This is a genomic window from Rahnella contaminans, assembly GCF_011065485.1.
In the GTDB taxonomy this organism is placed as follows: Bacteria; Pseudomonadota; Gammaproteobacteria; order Enterobacterales; family Enterobacteriaceae; genus Rahnella; species Rahnella contaminans.
On record NZ_JAADJS010000007.1, the window covers coordinates 74487 to 90910 of the forward strand.

The 16424-nt window shown below is 53.9% G+C and carries 13 protein-coding genes and 4 tRNA genes; 5 read left to right on the forward strand and 12 right to left on the reverse strand.

The annotated features are described in order from the left end of the window. The first annotated feature begins 332 nt into the window (after positions 1 to 332). Positions 333 to 809 carry a WbuC family cupin fold metalloprotein gene (locus GW579_RS22125; RefSeq protein ID WP_165061903.1) on the forward strand — a complete coding sequence of 159 codons (477 nt, stop codon included), beginning with the start codon at positions 333 to 335 and terminating at the stop codon, positions 807 to 809. Between the two features lie 122 nt (positions 810 to 931). On the opposite strand, the gene uvrD is transcribed toward GW579_RS22125, so the two are convergent. The 7 genes from uvrD to GW579_RS22160 all read right to left on the reverse strand — a co-directional run bounded on the left by uvrD (position 932) and on the right by GW579_RS22160 (position 9350). Then, positions 932 to 3097, reverse strand: coding sequence for a DNA helicase II (gene uvrD / locus GW579_RS22130; RefSeq protein ID WP_165061906.1), 2166 nt, complete (start codon positions 3095 to 3097; stop codon positions 932 to 934). Between the two features lie 85 nt (positions 3098 to 3182). After that, a complete protein-coding gene (gene yigB, locus GW579_RS22135) occupies positions 3183 to 3899 on the reverse strand; it encodes a 5-amino-6-(5-phospho-D-ribitylamino)uracil phosphatase YigB (RefSeq protein ID WP_152324838.1) in 717 nt (238 codons plus the stop codon). Beyond that, complete coding sequence (xerC, locus tag GW579_RS22140) at positions 3899 to 4810, reverse strand: tyrosine recombinase XerC (protein ID WP_165061908.1); 912 nt, start codon at positions 4808 to 4810, stop codon at positions 3899 to 3901. The genes yigB and xerC overlap by 1 nt, the downstream gene beginning before the upstream one ends. After that, positions 4807 to 5511 (reverse strand): DUF484 domain-containing protein, encoded by a 705-nt coding sequence (locus tag GW579_RS22145; protein ID WP_101079448.1) that lies wholly within the window; start codon positions 5509 to 5511, stop codon positions 4807 to 4809. The genes xerC and GW579_RS22145 overlap by 4 nt, the downstream gene beginning before the upstream one ends. Continuing rightward, positions 5508 to 6332, reverse strand: a complete 825-nt coding sequence (dapF, locus tag GW579_RS22150) for a diaminopimelate epimerase (protein ID WP_152324775.1) — start codon at positions 6330 to 6332, stop codon at positions 5508 to 5510. Before dapF ends, GW579_RS22145 begins: the two co-directional genes overlap by 4 nt. Before the next feature lie 97 nt (positions 6333 to 6429). Next, entirely contained in the window at positions 6430 to 6633 is a 204-nt protein-coding gene (lptM, locus tag GW579_RS22155) for an LPS translocon maturation chaperone LptM (RefSeq protein ID WP_152324774.1), read from the reverse strand. Positions 6634 to 6791: 158 nt separating this feature from the next. Beyond that, positions 6792 to 9350, reverse strand: coding sequence for a class I adenylate cyclase (locus tag GW579_RS22160; RefSeq protein WP_165061911.1), 2559 nt, complete (start codon positions 9348 to 9350; stop codon positions 6792 to 6794). Positions 9351 to 9680: 330 nt separating this feature from the next. On the opposite strand from GW579_RS22160, the gene hemC reads away from it, so the two are divergent. From hemC to hemY, 4 genes are read left to right on the forward strand one after another with little or no spacing between them, the layout of a single operon-like run. Beyond that, the gene (gene hemC, locus GW579_RS22165; RefSeq protein ID WP_165061914.1) at positions 9681 to 10622 is read left to right on the forward strand and encodes a hydroxymethylbilane synthase; all 942 of its coding nucleotides are present in this window, start codon (positions 9681 to 9683) and stop codon (positions 10620 to 10622) included. Next, on the forward strand, positions 10619 to 11368 hold the full coding sequence (hemD, locus tag GW579_RS22170) for a uroporphyrinogen-III synthase (RefSeq protein WP_165061917.1): 750 nt from the start codon (positions 10619 to 10621) through the stop codon (positions 11366 to 11368). Before hemC ends, hemD begins: the two co-directional genes overlap by 4 nt. A gap of 13 nt (positions 11369 to 11381) precedes the next feature. Next, positions 11382 to 12533: a uroporphyrinogen-III C-methyltransferase gene (gene hemX, locus GW579_RS22175; RefSeq protein ID WP_165061920.1), complete on the forward strand. Its 1152-nt coding sequence runs from the start codon at positions 11382 to 11384 to the stop codon at positions 12531 to 12533. 3 nt (positions 12534 to 12536) lie between these two features. After that, positions 12537 to 13733: a protoheme IX biogenesis protein HemY gene (gene hemY, locus GW579_RS22180; RefSeq protein ID WP_165061923.1), complete on the forward strand. Its 1197-nt coding sequence runs from the start codon at positions 12537 to 12539 to the stop codon at positions 13731 to 13733. A 594-nt stretch (positions 13734 to 14327) separates the two neighbouring features. On the opposite strand, the gene GW579_RS22185 is transcribed toward hemY, so the two are convergent. The 5 genes from GW579_RS22185 to thrP form a co-directional block, all read right to left on the reverse strand. Beyond that, a tRNA-Pro gene (locus GW579_RS22185) sits at positions 14328 to 14404 on the reverse strand. A gap of 60 nt (positions 14405 to 14464) precedes the next feature. After that, positions 14465 to 14550: transfer RNA gene (locus tag GW579_RS22190), tRNA-Leu, on the reverse strand. Positions 14551 to 14579: 29 nt separating this feature from the next. Then, positions 14580 to 14655, reverse strand: a tRNA-His gene (locus GW579_RS22195). A gap of 63 nt (positions 14656 to 14718) precedes the next feature. After that, positions 14719 to 14795 (reverse strand) — tRNA-Arg (locus tag GW579_RS22200). Positions 14796 to 14938: 143 nt separating this feature from the next. Then, a complete protein-coding gene (thrP, locus tag GW579_RS22205; RefSeq protein WP_152324768.1) occupies positions 14939 to 16333 on the reverse strand; it encodes a bifunctional threonine/serine APC transporter ThrP in 1395 nt (464 codons plus the stop codon). Between the last annotated feature and the right edge of the window lie 91 nt (positions 16334 to 16424).

Genomic DNA, 16424 nt, shown 5'->3' on the forward strand with positions numbered 1-16424 from the left:
GACCAAATTCAGATCTGACTCACAGCGACAAAACGGGGGTCGCTGACAACCACTAAGGCCATCAGCAAAGAGGAGGGCCTTAGAAGTGGTACCTAATGAACAGGTTATTGAGCCAGTATCTACTGGGTGTGTCCAAGGCGCAGTTCCTCATTGATAATAGTGCGCGCATGTTACGCCGGGAATAAAAAGACTGTCAACCGCCAGTAAATCGATTCTGGCAACATTTATGCATAAATTTCAGGCATTGTTAGCAACGTTTCCCGGCTTATGTGCAGCCGTTTTTTTGGCTACACTCAGAGACCTGATTTCCCCACACTTTTCAGATGACCCTAATGATTAAGCAGATTAACCAAGACACGCTGTGCGACCTGATCACCCGGGCGGCTCACTCGCCAAGACTGCGTCAGAACCTGAATATGCATCCGGCACCGGAAGACGACGTTCAGCGTCTGGCGATCGCCATGGAGCCGGGCACTTACGTGCGTATTCACCGCCATCCGCACACCTGGGAAATGCTGACCGCCCTGCGCGGACGTTTTCTGGTGCTGATTTATGATGCCAGCGGAAAAGTGACCGACCGTCTGTGGCTCGGCGCAGAAACCCGTCTGCTGGAAATCCCGGCCAATACCTGGCACAGCGTGTTATCCCTCGACGAAGGCGGCGTGATTTTTGAAGTGAAACACGGCGCTTATCAGCCGGTACAGGAACACGATTATCTGCCGGGCACCCCGCCGGAAGGTGAAGAAGGCGTAAAAGAAACGCTGGAATGGTATGCGAAAGCAGAAGTGGGTGAGGTTTTCGCCCTTTAATACGCCGTTGTGCAAGCGTCAGCGGCGCAGCGAGGTTGAGTCCGGCCAGAGCGGAGACACCGGAATGGACACGTAGTCCATGAGGATGTCGAGCACTGCCCGGGCTCAAGATCGCAAGTAAGCTAGCTTGCGGCCTCTAACCTGGCGTAGGCGGCGACGAGCCACTTAATCCCTTCCCCCGGGAATGCGACCTGCAGGCGACTGTGATCGCCGCTGCCTTCCATGTTGACGATGGTGCCTTCGCCAAATTTAGGGTGTGTCACGCGCTGACCGAGTTTGAAGCCGGTATCGCTGACGCTGGTTGGCGTGCCGACGCTGCGGTTGCTCATCGGGCGCGATACATTGGCACGCATCCTGACTTCTTCGACACAATCTTCCGGTAATTCTCCGACAAATCGTGACGGACGATGGGAAACTTCTTTGCCGTATAAGCGGCGGGTTTCGGCGTAGGTCAGGGTGAGTTTTTGCATGGCGCGGGTGACACCCACGTACGCCAGACGGCGTTCTTCTTCCAGACGCCCGCCTTCTTCCAGTGACATCTGGCTCGGGAACATGCCCTCTTCCATGCCGACGATAAACACCTGCGGGAACTCCAGGCCTTTCGCCGAGTGCAACGTCATCAGTTGCGTAGCGTCCTGATTGGCATCCGCCTGCCCTTCGCCTGCCTCGAGCGCGGCGTGCGACAGGAATGCCTGCAACGGCATCAGATCTTCGTCTTCATCCTGATAGCTGAACTGACGCGTCGCCGTCACCAGTTCCTCTAAGTTTTCGATACGCGCCTGACCTTTTTCGCCTTTTTCCTGCTCATACATGATGAACAGGCCGGAATCTTTGATAACACGGTCGGTCTGGACGTGCAGCGGCATGTCTGACGTTTCATGCGCCAGTGCGTCCACCAGTTCGGTGAAACGCTGCAGGGCAGACGCCGCACGGCCTGCCAGCACTTTTTCCTGTAACAAGGCACGCGTGGCCTGCCACATGGTCAGCTGGCGGTCACGGGCGGTCTGGCGCACCACATCCAGCGTACGGTCGCCGATACCGCGCGTCGGGGTGTTCACCACGCGCTCAAACGCCGCATCATCATTACGGTTGGACATCAGACGCAGATACGCCAGAGCATCTTTGATTTCCTGACGGTCAAAGAACCGCTGCCCGCCGTAAATGCGGTATGGCATCGCCATCTGCAGTAACGCTTCTTCCAGCACACGCGACTGGGCGTTGCTGCGGTAAAGAATGGCGCAATCTTTCAGCGCACCGCCGTTGTCCTGCCAGGTTTTTATACGGTTAACCACAAAGCGCGATTCATCCAGTTCATTGAATGCGCAATACAGTGAAATCGGTTCGCCCTCGCCGTCTTCAGTCCACAGGTTTTTCCCCATACGACCGTTATTATTTTCAATCAGCGAGTTGGCGGCTTTCAGAATGGTACTGGTCGAGCGGTAATTCTGCTCCAGACGGATGGTTTCCGCATTCGGGAAATCTTTCAGGAAGCGCTGGATGTTTTCGACCTGCGCGCCGCGCCAGCCGTAGATCGACTGGTCATCGTCGCCGACGATCATCACGTTATTGTTGTCGCCCGCCAGCAGACGGATCCACGCATACTGGATGCTGTTGGTGTCCTGGAATTCGTCCACCATCAGATTGGTAAAGCGTTCGCGGTAATGCTGCAAAATATGCGGCTTGTTCAGCCAGAGTTCGTGGGCGCGCAGTAATAACTCGGCGAAATCCACCAGCCCGGCGCGGTCACAGGCTTCCTGATAGGCCTGATAAATTCGTAACCAGGTTGCCTCGACAGGATTGTTATATGTTTCAACGTGCTGCGGGCGCAACCCTTCGTCTTTTTTGCCGTTGATGTACCACATCGCCTGTCGCGGTGGCCATTGTTTCTCATCAATGTTCAGGGCTTTTATCAGGCGCTTGATCAAACGCATCTGGTCGTCGCTGTCGAGGATCTGGAAATCCTGCGGCAGTTTGGCGTCCAGGTGATGCGCGCGCAGCAATCGGTGCGCGAGGCCGTGGAAGGTACCAATCCACATGCCGCCCTGACTGGTGCCAATCAGCTGGTCGATACGGTGGCGCATTTCTGCTGCCGCTTTGTTAGTGAAGGTGACCGCCATAATGGAATACGGCGAGCACTTTTCTACCGCCAGCAGCCACGCGATGCGGTGAACCAGCACGCGGGTTTTGCCACTGCCTGCCCCGGCCAGCACCAACAGATTGCTGCGCGGCGCGGCCACGGCTTCACGTTGTTTTTCATTCAGGCTGTCGAGCAGGTCAGAAACGTCCATAGGCACCGTTTGTCAGGATGAGAAAAGCACTCATCAGATGAATGCTTTTCTACTGTGAATTTATACAGAGTAATTTATGAAGGGATTATAGCAATGCTGTCAGCGATGCCAACTGCGAAATCTCAATATGCGGCAACAGACGGGCATCCTTAATGTGCATCAGGTCGCCTTTACGCAGATTAATCCAGCACGATTGCATGCCGCAACGGACGGAACCCGCGACGTCTGTCGTCAGGTCATCGCCGACATGAAGGATGTTTTCCAGCGGAATATCCAGCTTCATCGACGCCTTTTTATACATGTCGGCGTAAGGTTTCGCCCGGCCATGATCCCCTGCGCGCAGGGTAAACTGAAAATATTGCGCCAGACCACAGGCGTGTGGATCGGCATTGCCATTGGTGATCGCCACTAAAGGCCAGCGTTCAGCCAGTGCGGCCAGCGCATCGTGGTTTTCTTCCGGTACATAAATACGGCTGCGCCACAGGGCGAAGGTTTCCATGGCGGCTTTCGTACCCTGTTTTGCATCGCTTTCACCGAGACCCGCGCGGGTCATGGCCAGATGCACTGCCTGACGACGCCACTCAGTAACGTCGTGATAAATCTCTGCGTCCTCTGCCAGCAATTCTGCACGCATCAGGCGGATGGTATCCGGTGCCATGTCGGCCAGTGCCGGATGAAAACCCTGAATCGATTTCAGCGTTTCAGAATCGGTACGACGGATAACATCGTAATTGTCATACAGCGTGTCGTCTAAATCGAAGGTGATCGCTTCAATGCGTTTCAGCGGACGATAGAACTTCATCATGATTTTCCTCGTTTTGCGCGGGGATGCGCGGCGTCGTAAACCGTCGCCAGATGTTGAAAGTCCAGATGGGTGTAGATTTGCGTAGTAGACAAATTCGCGTGGCCCAAAAGTTCCTGTACCGCGCGTAAATCGCCGCTGGATTCCAGCACATGCGTGGCAAACGAGTGACGCAGTTTATGCGGATGAATATGGCTGTTCACGCCCTGTTTCACGCCCCACTCGGCGAAGCGTTTTTGTACGTTGCGGGCGGAAATCCGGTTGCCCTGGCTCGACAGAAACAGCGCGTCGTCCTTCGGGCCAAACAGCGCACGTCTTTCCAGCCAGTGCTCCAGCCAGGTCACCGCCGTTCGACCGATGGGCACTTTGCGCTCTTTGCTGCCTTTCCCCAGAACACGCACCTCGCCTGAAGCCATATCAATATGCTTGCAGTCGATGCCCACCAGTTCGGATAAACGTAACCCGCCGCCGTACATCACTTCCAGCATCGCGCGGTCACGCACGGAAAGCGGATCGTCGAGATCGATTTCCAGCAGTTTATTCACTTCATCGACGTCGAGATTTTTCGGCAGATGTTTTGGAGAATGCGGGGTGGAAATCCCTTTGGCAGGATTGGCGCTTAACACGCCCTGACGCACCAGCCAGTCGAGAAAGCTGCGCAGTGAAGACATGCGCAGCGCCAGACTGGATGCGCCAAGACCGGCGCGTTTACTGCGGGCCAGCAACATACGCACTTTCGGCGCATCAAGCTGTTGCCAGTGAGCAATGCCAATCTCGCCAGCGATCACGATCAGGGCGTCTAACTGACGGCTGTAATTGGTAGTCGTTAACGGACTGAGCTGACGTTCGACGTGCAAATAACGCAGAAACGCCTCGACTGCGGGATACAGAGGCGATTCGGTGTGGCTCATACCCGTTCGATCCAACGTTCCAGCAGGCCAGGCAGCATTTTAGCCAACTGATCGAGTAAGACGGTGCCCATTCCCGGCTGATAGTGTTGCGGGTCGCGGCTGCTGAAAATCAGCACGCCCAGTTCGCCTTGCTCACCCATCAGGGAAAGCGCGACAGAACCCACGGCTTTGGCCTGCGGCAATAACAGTAACAGTTCGGGACCGTTCAGGCCGCCAAGATAGTGGGGTGTTTCGCCCAGACGCTGAATGCGCATGGATTCAAATGCGCTGCGACTCACCGCCAGATGGGTGAAATCAGAAGGCGCACCGATACGCCAGCCTTCGCTGAACAGGCGCACATTGGCGCCCGCCAGTCCAAGACTGCGCGCCCAGCGCTGCAGGCGGTTCAACATATCCTGCAAACTGCTGGCCGCCGCGAGCGTGGCCTGTAGTTCAATCATCCGCCCGAACAGCGATTCATTGATCGACGCCTGCTCCATCAGCAAGGTAATTTCTTCTTCCAGCTGCGCAATCTGATGACGCTGACGTCCGAGCTGCCACTCCACCAGCGAAGTGCTGCCTTTTACCGGGTGCGGAACGTGCATCTGTTCAACGCTGCGGGCATTGCGGATAAAGAAATCCGGGTTTTGCAGCAGATATTGCATGACGCTGTCGTCGTCAAGCGCAATCACCGGTTCAATCTGGTCATCAAGATTGTTCATAGATGAATAAATCCGTCGTAAACATGAGTGGCAGGTCCGGTCATATACAGCGGATGACCTGGCCCTTTCCAGTGAATATCGAGGCTGCCTCCCGGCAGTTCCACCTGAACTTCTTCTGCAAGTAAACCTTGCTGAATTCCTATGGCAACCGCCGCACAGGCACCGCTTCCGCATGCCTGTGTTTCTCCCGCTCCGCGCTCATATACGCGAAGTTTGACGCTTTCCGGGCTGACAATCTGCATGAACCCGACGTTCACGCGCTCAGGAAAACGCTCGTGGCTTTCAAGCACCGGGCCGAGGATTTCGACTTCTGCCGTCAGAACATCCTCAACCTGCAATACGCAATGCGGGTTTCCCATCGACACGACGCCGCAAAATACTGTGCGCTCTTCTGCACGCAGAATATAGGTCTTTTCCGGTTTTGCTGCACGGAAAGGAACCTGCTGCGGTTCGAAAACCGGCTCGCCCATATTGACCTGAACGTCTTCATCTTCCGTGACAGTCAGCGTCATACGGCCAGTCTGCGTACTGACGCGAATGTCGCGTTTGTTGGTCAGACCTTTGATGCGCACGAAGCGGGCAAAACAGCGCGCACCGTTACCACATTGCGCCACTTCGCTGCCATCCGCGTTGAAAATACGGTAATGGAAGTCTAATTCGGGATCGTAAGGAGGCTCTACCACCAGCAGCTGGTCAAAACCCACACCACGGTGACGATCGGACAATCGACGGATCAACTCAGGAGAGAAATAGACATTTTGAGTGACGGCGTCAACGACCATAAAATCGTTGCCCAGGCCGTGCATTTTGGAGAACTGCATAACTGACTCCGTTTACCGCTGGTCAAATCCAGTCGCGATGATCCCTTCATGATACGAACCGGCACACAGCCGCCGGCACGCCGACACAAAGTGCTGATTAATCTCTGGAGTTCGTCGTGAGATCTTCGGGTGATACACCTTTCTGCTGCGAAGAACCGTCGTTAGCAGTACCCGGTACATTGCTGGTTTTTTGCTTTGTGGCTTTTTCCGGTGGTGGGAAATAAAGCGGCCCTTTCAGCCCGCAACCGGAGAGAGCAAATAGTATCGTCGCGGCCAGAGACCAGCGTAAAACGTTTTTCATTTTATGAATGCCTGTAATTCATGCGACCAAGCTCTCTATCATCGCAGGTGGATCATGAAAAGCAACAGGAATCGATAAAACCCGCGGGCACATTTTTGGGATTTAAAGGGAAAGAAAGCCGGATATTCTGCCGCGTGTCCGCCAGAGGAACACTTTTTCTAATGCAGCTGGAATTGCTGTTTCAGGCGGGAGGGTTCCGCGTCGCTTTCCGGGATAACGGCGCAGGTCGCAGATAACGCGTTGCTGCGAAATGGGATCACCTGGATACGGTCATCAAGCGTCACAATCTGGTAGAACTGAGGCAGGTTGAAGTTAATGAAACTAGAGCCATAGGTGAAGCGGTCATGTGAGGAAGAGTAGAAGCGGCTGACGTCGCGCACCAGATCTTCTTTGCTGCCTTCGCAGTGGTGATACACCTCGACGCGGTTTGACTCATCAAGAATATAGATGTTAAAGCCGATATCGTCAGCGCTGTCTTCGAAGAAGAACTGGATGATACCTTCGCTCGCATAGCCGTCAATAACCGCGGGCAGATGCGCCTGATCGGTCTGCAATTTCACCGACAAACCGTGCAGTTTGTTATTGGAAATGGCTCCGTAAAACTCGACGGCGTTTTCCAGTTTCTGCACGGAAACGCTCAGACGCTCGAAGAACAGTCCCCAGGTCTGCCCGGAAACGCGTACCGCTTTGAAACGGCCAGGTTCCAGACGTTTGCTGGACAGGCGCAGCTCAATGCATTCCGATACCAGTTGCTGAATGCGCGTGCGGATAAGCCCGCGCAAATGCTGGCTGTAGCAGAACACTTCCACCGATTCCGGCGGCGCGGCGTCCTGATGCATTTTACCCAGAATGGTTTTCAGCGCTTCCAGCACCGCCTGCTCGCCGCTGAAATGCAGCGTACGCACTTCATTCCACGAGTTGCGGTAAAGCAAATCAATGCTGCCAACCATGCATTCCTGATTCTGACCGAAGCTGAAAACATCCAGCTTACGGAAATCAAAATGCACGACCTGATTGCGGAATGCGGCAGTCGGATCCTGTTCTAAGTTAACGATAATCGCCAGATGGCGGATTTCGCACGGGCTGTACAACGCTTTTGGCGTCGGTGCCGGTAAACGCAGCGGGAAACTGTGGGACACATCGGCCACCAGTTCGCGCAGTTTAGCGATGTCACACAGACTGCCACTTTTAATGTGCAGGCGCGTGGTCGATGTCAGCAGGCCGTTGAAATACGCCCATGCCACCAGTTTATTCAGGTAACGGTTATATTCCAGCGGCTGATGGCTGACGATAGACTCCATCGACGGCGACTGGTTATACAGGTACCAGCCGGTGCGGTTCGCACGGCCAATCGGCACATGAATAAAGGTTAAATCGTTTTCGGACAGATCAGGTGAAATCTGCGGATTCACCAGCGTGACTTTACCCGGCAGCGCTTCGAATGCGGCGTACAACTTACGGGTCAGCACGCCGATATCCTGCGGGCTGGCGCTGACGCTTAAATTGTTGCGACGGGCAAAGCGAATCAGGTTGCGATAGCTTTGCATCATGGCATCAAGCAGTTCGTTATGCGCTTCGCGCACGCGCTCGATTTTCCAGTTCGCCCGGTTGTCCAGGATCGCCAGACGCTCTTCATCCCAACCCCATTCTCCCACCAGCTGGCTGAGAATTTCGCGACGCCATCCCACCGACGCACGGGCGCGGGACAGCTTTTCGCAGACTTTTAAATAGAAACAGCGGCGGACTAAATCAAGGCGGGTGAAATCTTCAATCTGGGTGAGGTAACGGGTCACCCGGTCGAGCATCATACAATATGAATCAAGACCGAAGCAGACGATTTCACCCTGATGCAGACGTTGTTTGATATCCATCGCCAGCAATTGTGTTTTCGGGTATTCCCACGAATAGGTTTCCAGCAGCAGCGTTTTCAGCACCGCTTTGTACGGCGAATCAATACTTTTATAGAGCTGCCAGAGGCTCGCGCCAAAATACTCTTCTGCCGAAAGCGTACTGAGGCCACCGAGATCGAGCCATTCATTAGGCGTCAGCGCGCCCTGTGCATAAAGAGAAAGAACATATTCATCGTAATGCCCTTCTTCTTCGCCCGGCACCATATTCCAGAGAATACGTTTACCGGCCAGGCGGACTGCCGTCCGGTAGAATTCGTCGAGCAATAAAATGTGCTGCGTGGAACCACAGTCCTCACCGCCCAGACTGCCGCTTTCATTGTGGCGGAAGCGGTTTTCATCAATCAGGAAGAAACTGACTTCCACGCCCAGCGACGCGGCCCATTTCTCTAACAGGCTGCATTTTTGCTGTAAGCGGTTGCGCTCTTCGTTATCGAGCCAGGACTGGTGGCATACCCAGATATCGAGATCTGAGCTTTGGCTCTGACCAATGGAGGAGGTGCTCCCCATCGAATACACGCCAGTAATCGGCAATTCGCCTTTCGCAAGAGGTTCGAGCGCGCTGCCCCATTTATCTTCGAGGTCATTTAAATAGGTATTTTGGGATTCATCAGGCGTGAAAACGCAGATACCGTGCGGAACCTTACCTTCAAGGTATCCCGGCATCAGAGGGTGATGTTGATGTAGAAAGACGGGAAGCAGCTGGTAGACCTGTTGAAACGCAGGGCCCATTGCTGCCAGTGCACGATCGACTCGTAACTGGTTGATCGCATCCAATCTTTGCTTCAATGTCTCGATGTAGAGGTACAAGACGTTTCGCCTGATTATACAGTGTCTGGAAATAACCCCGTTCCAAATCCGTCATTTATCGTGATGCTTATGCTTTGAACAACCGCGATTGTGCAAATAGTTGACGAATAATTGCTGGAAACGTGATCAATTTAACACCTTGCTGATTGACCGTAAAGAAAGTAACGCACCACAATTACTCTTCCGCTTCTCTGGATTTTACTGCCTGTTCCTGAATGGAACAAATGACCTCCATCATCGTTAACCCTCTTTTACGAATGCCTTCTTACGCTGACAGCTTTCTATTGTCAGTGGTAGGATGGTCGCAGAGACAGTTAAACGGTAACAAACATGTTAGACAAAATCATTCGAATTGCCACCCGGCAGAGCCCTCTGGCTTTGTGGCAGGCACAATATGTTCAAACCCGGCTGATGGCCTGTCACCCCGGTTTACAGGTGGAACTGGTCCCAATGGTCACGAAGGGAGATATCATTTTAGATACTCCTCTGGCCAAAGTGGGCGGCAAGGGTTTGTTCGTTAAAGAGCTTGAACTGGCCATGCTGGATGGACGCGCAGATATCGCCGTACATTCCATGAAAGATGTGCCGGTTGAATTCCCCGAAGGTCTCGGCCTGGTCACTATTTGCGAACGCGAAGACCCGCGCGATGCTTTCGTCTCCAATCATTACGCCAGCCTGGCCGACTTGCCGCACGGTAGCATCGTTGGAACGTCCAGCCTGCGCCGTCAGTGTCAGCTGCGTCAGAAACGTCCTGACTTGCAGATCCGCGATTTGCGCGGGAACGTCGGCACACGTTTATCCAAACTCGATAACGGCGAATACGATGCCATTATTCTGGCCGTTGCCGGGCTGAAACGTCTGGGTCTGGAAGACCGTATCCGCACAGCCCTGACGCCGGAAGAATGTCTGCCCGCAGTCGGACAAGGCGCTGTCGGTATCGAATGCCGCCTTGATGACCAGATCACCCGCGATCTACTCGCGCCTCTGGCGCACCGCGAAACCACGCTGCGCGTGGAGGCCGAACGCGCCATGAATATGCGCCTTGAAGGCGGATGTCAGGTGCCTATCGGCAGTTACGCCGAGCTGGAAGGTAATGAACTCTGGCTCCGTGCGCTGGTTGGCGCACCGGACGGCAGTCAGATGGTGTGTGGCGAACGTCGCGGCCCTTCAGAAAATGCCGAAAGCATGGGTGTTGATCTGGCCGAAGAGTTGCTGGCCAACGGTGCCCGTGAAATTCTGCATGAGGTCTATCAGGGAAACGCCCCGAAATGACCATTCTGGTCACCCGCCCCTCTCCGGGAGGAGAAGCACTGGTCAGCCGGTTGCGCACTTTAGGCCGGGTGGCCTTCCATTCCCCGCTGATTGAATTTGCACCGGGGAACCAGCTCGCAATGTTGCCGAACCTGCTATCCTCATTAAATCAGCAGGATCTGGTGTTTGTACTCTCACAACATGCCGTGAATTACGCCGATCGCGCATTACGTCAGGCCGTGGTTCGCTGGCCGGAGAGCCTCAATTATTACGCGATTGGCCGAACCACCGGCCTGCTTTTTCACCGGGTCAGCAGCTTGCCTGTACTTTATCCGCAGGACGGTGAAACCAGCGAAATGCTGCTCAAGCTTCCGACGCTGCGCCGCCTCGAAGGCAAAAAAGCGCTGATACTGCGCGGCAACGGCGGGCGTGAACTTCTGGCGGAAACACTGACTGAACGGGGCGTCGACGTGACGTACTGCGAGTGCTATCAGCGCAGCCCGATTCATTACGATGCCAGCGAGCAAAGCGCCCAATGGCAACGCGCCGGAATTGACACGCTGGTGGTAACCAGCGGAGAAATGCTGCAACAGCTGTACCAGTTAGTTCCTGATTACTACCGAAACTCATGGTTACTGCGCTGTAATCTGGTGGTGGTCAGCGAACGTTTGGCAACCCTTGCCCGCCAGCTTGGCTGGAGCGCCATTCGGGTTGCCGATAATGCAGATAATGATGCGCTGATCCGCGCATTACAACTACCTGACTAAGGGATGTGCCAAAATGACGGAACAAAAAAATCCTTCCGCTGCGGATGACGAAGTGATGATCTCCAGCGCGGTTGAGAGCCCCCAGCCAGACGCCTCCGGCCGCGACCAGGAGCTGAAATCGTTGCGAAGAAAGCAGCGTACCGCGCCGGTGTTAGGCGCTATCGCAATTATTTTAGTGATTGCGCTTGGCGCGGGCCTTTATTACCACGGCCATCAGCAATCGCTGGCTCAGGCGGCTTCCAACGAAGCGCTTTCTGAACAACTCGATGCCCTGCAAAAAACCCAGCAACAGGATAAACAGCAAATTGCTGCCCTGCTCGCTCAGCAGGACAAAACCCGGCAGGACGCCGAGCGTCAGCAGGCATCATTCGGCCGTCAGCTGAACGAATTGCAGGACAAAGTGGCCAGTATTTCCGGCAGCGATGCCAAAACCTGGTTACTGGCGCAAGCCGACTATCTGGTGAAACTGGCGGGCCGTAAACTCTGGAGCGATCAGGATGTCACGACTGCCGCTGCGCTGCTGAAAAGTGCTGATGCAAGCCTGGCTGATATGAACGATCCCAGCCTCATCGAGGTTCGCCGTGCGCTGAACGAAGACGTCGGCAGTTTGTCCGCTGTAGCTCAGGTCGATTTCGACGGCATCATTCTGAAACTGAATCAGCTGTCGAATCAGGTGGATAACCTGCGTCTGGCAGATAATGACACCGACGATTCCCCGATGGACAGCGACAGTTCCAGTTTGTCCGGCTCACTGGCCGAATGGCGTCAGAATCTGACCAAAAGCTGGCACAACTTTATGGATGACTTCATCACCATCCGCCGTCGTGATACCAGCGCAGAACCGCTGCTGGCGCCAAATCAGGATGTGTATCTGCGGGAAAATATCCGCTCGCGCCTGCTGATTGCTGCGCAAGCCGTCCCGCGCCATCAGGATGAAGTCTACAAACAGTCGCTGGAAAGCGTATCCACCTGGGTTCGCGCCTACTTTGATACGTCAGATCCGTCGACCAAAGCTTTCCTGGAAGAACTGGACAACCTCAGCCAGCAATCTGTTTCGATGGATGTGCCGGATGAGCTGAAAAGCCAGCCGATGCTGGAAAAACTGATGCAGACCCGCGTGCGTAACCTGCTTCAGCAGCCCGCCGCCGCAACACAGGGGGAATAACGCATGTTACGAGTTTTCGTGCTGTTCCTGATTGTGTTTGCCGGGATCATCGTCGGCCCGATACTGGCCGGCCATCAGGGCTACGTTCTGATTCAGACGGACAATTACAACATTGAAACCAGCGTCACCGGTCTGGTCATCATGCTGGTCGTCCTGATTCTGGTGCTGTTTTTCATCGAGTGGATCCTTCGCCGCGTTTTGCGCACTGGCGCACGAACACGCGGCTGGTTTGCCGGGCGTAAAAGCTCAAAAGCACGCAAGCAGACCAAAGCCGCCATGCTGAAACTGGCGGAAGGCGATCATCGTCAGATGGAGAAATTGCTGGCCCGCAATGCCGATCACGCCGATCAGCCGGTGGTGAATTACCTGCTTGCCGCTGAAGCAGCGCAACAGCGTGGTGATGATATCCGCACGAATCAGTATCTTGAACGTGCGGCAGAAATTGCCGATACCGACCAGATGCCGGTGGATATCACCCGTGTCCGCATCCAGCTGGCGCAAGGTGAAATCCATGCTGCGCGCCATGGCGTTGACCGGTTGCTTGGGCAGTCGCCGCGCCATCCGGAAATTTTACGTCTGGCGGAACAGGCTTATCTTCGCACCGGCGCTTACGGTTCGCTGCTGGAAATTTTACCTTCGATGGCGAAAGCGGAAATTCATACCGACGACGAACTGCGTGTTCTTCAGGAACAAGCGTATATCGGCATGATGAACCAGCTGATGGCAGAAGAAGGCAGCGACGGCCTTAAGCGCTGGTGGAAAGATCAGAGTCGCAAGACCCGTCATGAAGTGGCGTTGCAGATCGCGATGGCGAAACATCTGATTGAATGCAACGATCAGGATCTGGCGCAGGAAGTGATTCTCGACGGCCTCAAACGCCAGTATGACGACCGTCTGGTCGCGCTGATGCCTAAACTGCGTTCCGGTAATCCGGAGCAACTGGAAAAAACGCTGTATCAACTGATTAAACAAAACGGTCCGTCGCCGCTGCTGAGCAGCACACTGGGACAGTTGCTGATGAAGCATGGCGAATGGCTGAAAGCGAGCGAGGCTTTCCGTGAAGCGCTGAAGCAGCGTCCTGATGCTTACGACTGCGCGTGGCTGGCTGATGCACTGGATAAACTGCATAAACCGGCTGAAGCGGCTGAGATGCGCCGTGAAGGGCTGATGCTGACGCTCAATAACGATCAGCAACGTTAATCAGAACAGGACTTCACATTATGCAAAAGGCTCCTTTGGGAGCCTTTTTTACGCCTGGTGCAAACCGCACATAAAAAAACACCTGCAATATAAGCAGGTGTATAAAAACAATCAGGTCCAGGACAACAGATGAGTGCCTCACTCAACGTTTTGCCTTCTGGTTGATAACGCATCAGCGTTATCGGTCAGGATGACAATAGGCACTATAAATTGGCTCTGCATCATTCCCAGGTTTATGAAGCCGGAGCAAACATAATGGGTGGAATGAGCATCTACGGCAGGAATAATGCAGGAGGCGTGCCAGTATGGCAAGCGTCTGTTAAAAATTTCCTATTACACTGATAAATAATAGCTTTATTTTAATTTAACACTAACACCCAATTTCTGTGTTGTCAGAAAACGGGCACCAGACTGCGATTCTGTCGCCAGTGAACGACGTATGAGTGTCAGCTTATATGAAGCTTTACTTATCAATAAGATAAGTGTCTCCTGAAAGAGACAGGCATACAGAGAAATGTCGCGGATAAACAACAAGCTGAGTTGAAATACTACAGACGAAAAAAAACCTGCTTTAAAAAGCAGGTCTTTCAAATGTGGTCGGCGAGAGAGGATTCGAACCTCCGACCCACTGGTCCCAAACCAGTTGCGCTACCAAGCTGCGCTACTCGCCGATGTCGTGCATCTTACTATTATATGATGCTAACCGCATCATTTAAAATGAATTTTGTGTGTGGTGCGAAGGGAGGGACTCGAACCCTCACATCCGAAGGACACTAACACCTGAAGCTAGCGCGTCTACCAATTCCGCCACCATCGCATGTCACAATCACAAAATCATTTTTAGAGTGGGGTGGCTAATGGGGCTCGAACCCACGACAACTGGAATCACAATCCAGGGCTCTACCAACTGAGCTATAGCCACCATATCTCTAACTAACGTGAAATGTTTAACTCAACAATTCACCGCAACTCTAGCGCAAACTAATGGTGCGCCCGACAGGATTCGAACCTGAGACCTCTGCCTCCGGAGGGCAGCGCTCTATCCAGCTGAGCTACGGGCGCTTAGCGCCGTTGCGGGTGGGGATACTACGGTTTTAACGCCAAGCTGTCTAGTGCTTTTTATCAGAAATATTGCGTTTGATTACGCTTTATCCAATCCGCATTAAAAGTAAGCGCCTTCCCTTCCCCACCCATGACTTACAGCGTTATTTTGCCTTTTCCGCCGTCAGCGCGGCACGCTTATGCATGCCCAGGCCGAAGTATATCAGTGACACCGCCGCGATGAAAATACCGCCAACCAGCAGAGAAACCCGTGTATCCGGGTTAATTGCCATACCCACCAGCACGCACGCCAGGAAAATCAGCGTCAGATAGTTGGTATAAGGGAACAGCACGGATTTGAACGGATGATTTTTCAGTTTCTCTTTATGTGCGTCGCGAAAACGCAGCTGGCTAATCAGCACAACAAACCACGGTACCATGCCCGGTAGCACGCTGGCGCTGTAGACATAAACGAACACTTTCTCCGGATTCGGGATCACATAGTTCAGGCATGAACCCACCAGCAGACATAAAATCGTAATCGCGATGCCATAAACCGGGACGCCGCTTTTTGAAACCCGGCTCAGAAACGAAGGCAACTGGCGGTTCTTTGACAAGGCGTAAAGCATACGTCCGCAGCTGTACATGCCGCTGTTACAGCCCGACAGCGCCGCCGTCAGTACTACAAAGTTGATGATACCAGCCGCAGAGGCAATACCAATTTTCGCGAAGGTTAAAACGAACGGGCTGCCGTGCGTGCCCATTTCGTTCCACGGGAAAATCGTGATGATGACGAAAATCGCGCCCACATAGAAAATCAGGATACGCCACAGGATATTGTTGATAGCGCGTTTGAGCGTCACCTGCGGGTTCTTCGCTTCACCGGCAGTAATCCCCACCAGCTCAACGCCCTGATATGACGCCACGACAATACACAGCGCGAAGAGGAACCCTTTCCAGCCACCGGCAAAGAAGCCGCCGTGCGCCGTCAGATTGGCAAATCCCACCGGTTCGCCATGATTACCAAAACCGAAGAAAATGACCGCCAGCCCGACCACAATCATCACAATGATGGTGGTGATTTTGATCAGCGCAAACCAGAACTCCATTTCGCCATAAAGCTTCACGGCGGCGAGATTCGCCGACGCCACAATCGCCACGGCTATCAGCGCCGGGATCCACTGCGGCAGTTCGGGGAACCAGTATTGCGCGTAGACACCGATCGCGGTGATTTCAGAAATCCCCACCGCTATCCACATAAACCAGTAGCTCCACGCCGTCAGATAGCCGTAGTACGGACCGAGATATTTATGGGCGTAGACCGCAAACGAACCGGCGACCGGCTCCAGATGCAGCATTTCGCCCATCGAGCGCATGATAAAGAAGACGAACACACCGGCCAGAATGTACGCCAGTAACACTGACGGCCCGGCCCATTTCAGGGTGCTTGCCGCGCCCATAAATAATCCGACACCGATGGTGCCACCCAGTGCAATCAGCTCAATGTGCCTCGCTTCCAGCCCCCGGTGTAGTCCACCCTTTTCTTCTTTATTCTCCATAGATCCTCAATTTCTCTCTCATTGTGTTTGCCTTCCGGAATGACCGGAATGTTATTTTTATAGTGATGATGCCCGTATGGGGTGGAAAAAC

Excerpts from the sequence above, each read along its gene's own strand:
- hemX (WP_165061920.1), top strand. The coding sequence starts at position 11,382 with ATGACGGAACAAAAAAATCCTTCCGCTGCGGATGACGAAGTGATGATC.
- hemD (WP_165061917.1), top strand. The coding sequence starts at position 10,619 with ATGACCATTCTGGTCACCCGCCCCTCTCCGGGAGGAGAAGCACTGGTC.
- lptM (WP_152324774.1), bottom strand. The coding sequence starts at position 6,633 with ATGAAAAACGTTTTACGCTGGTCTCTGGCCGCGACGATACTATTTGCT.
- hemC (WP_165061914.1), top strand. The coding sequence starts at position 9,681 with ATGTTAGACAAAATCATTCGAATTGCCACCCGGCAGAGCCCTCTGGCT.
- thrP (WP_152324768.1), bottom strand. The coding sequence starts at position 16,333 with ATGGAGAATAAAGAAGAAAAGGGTGGACTACACCGGGGGCTGGAAGCG.
- GW579_RS22145 (WP_101079448.1), bottom strand. The coding sequence starts at position 5,511 with ATGAACAATCTTGATGACCAGATTGAACCGGTGATTGCGCTTGACGAC.
- GW579_RS22125 (WP_165061903.1), top strand. The coding sequence starts at position 333 with ATGATTAAGCAGATTAACCAAGACACGCTGTGCGACCTGATCACCCGG.
- uvrD (WP_165061906.1), bottom strand. The coding sequence starts at position 3,097 with ATGGACGTTTCTGACCTGCTCGACAGCCTGAATGAAAAACAACGTGAA.
- hemY (WP_165061923.1), top strand. The coding sequence starts at position 12,537 with ATGTTACGAGTTTTCGTGCTGTTCCTGATTGTGTTTGCCGGGATCATC.
- xerC (WP_165061908.1), bottom strand. The coding sequence starts at position 4,810 with ATGAGCCACACCGAATCGCCTCTGTATCCCGCAGTCGAGGCGTTTCTG.
- yigB (WP_152324838.1), bottom strand. The coding sequence starts at position 3,899 with ATGAAGTTCTATCGTCCGCTGAAACGCATTGAAGCGATCACCTTCGAT.
- dapF (WP_152324775.1), bottom strand. The coding sequence starts at position 6,332 with ATGCAGTTCTCCAAAATGCACGGCCTGGGCAACGATTTTATGGTCGTT.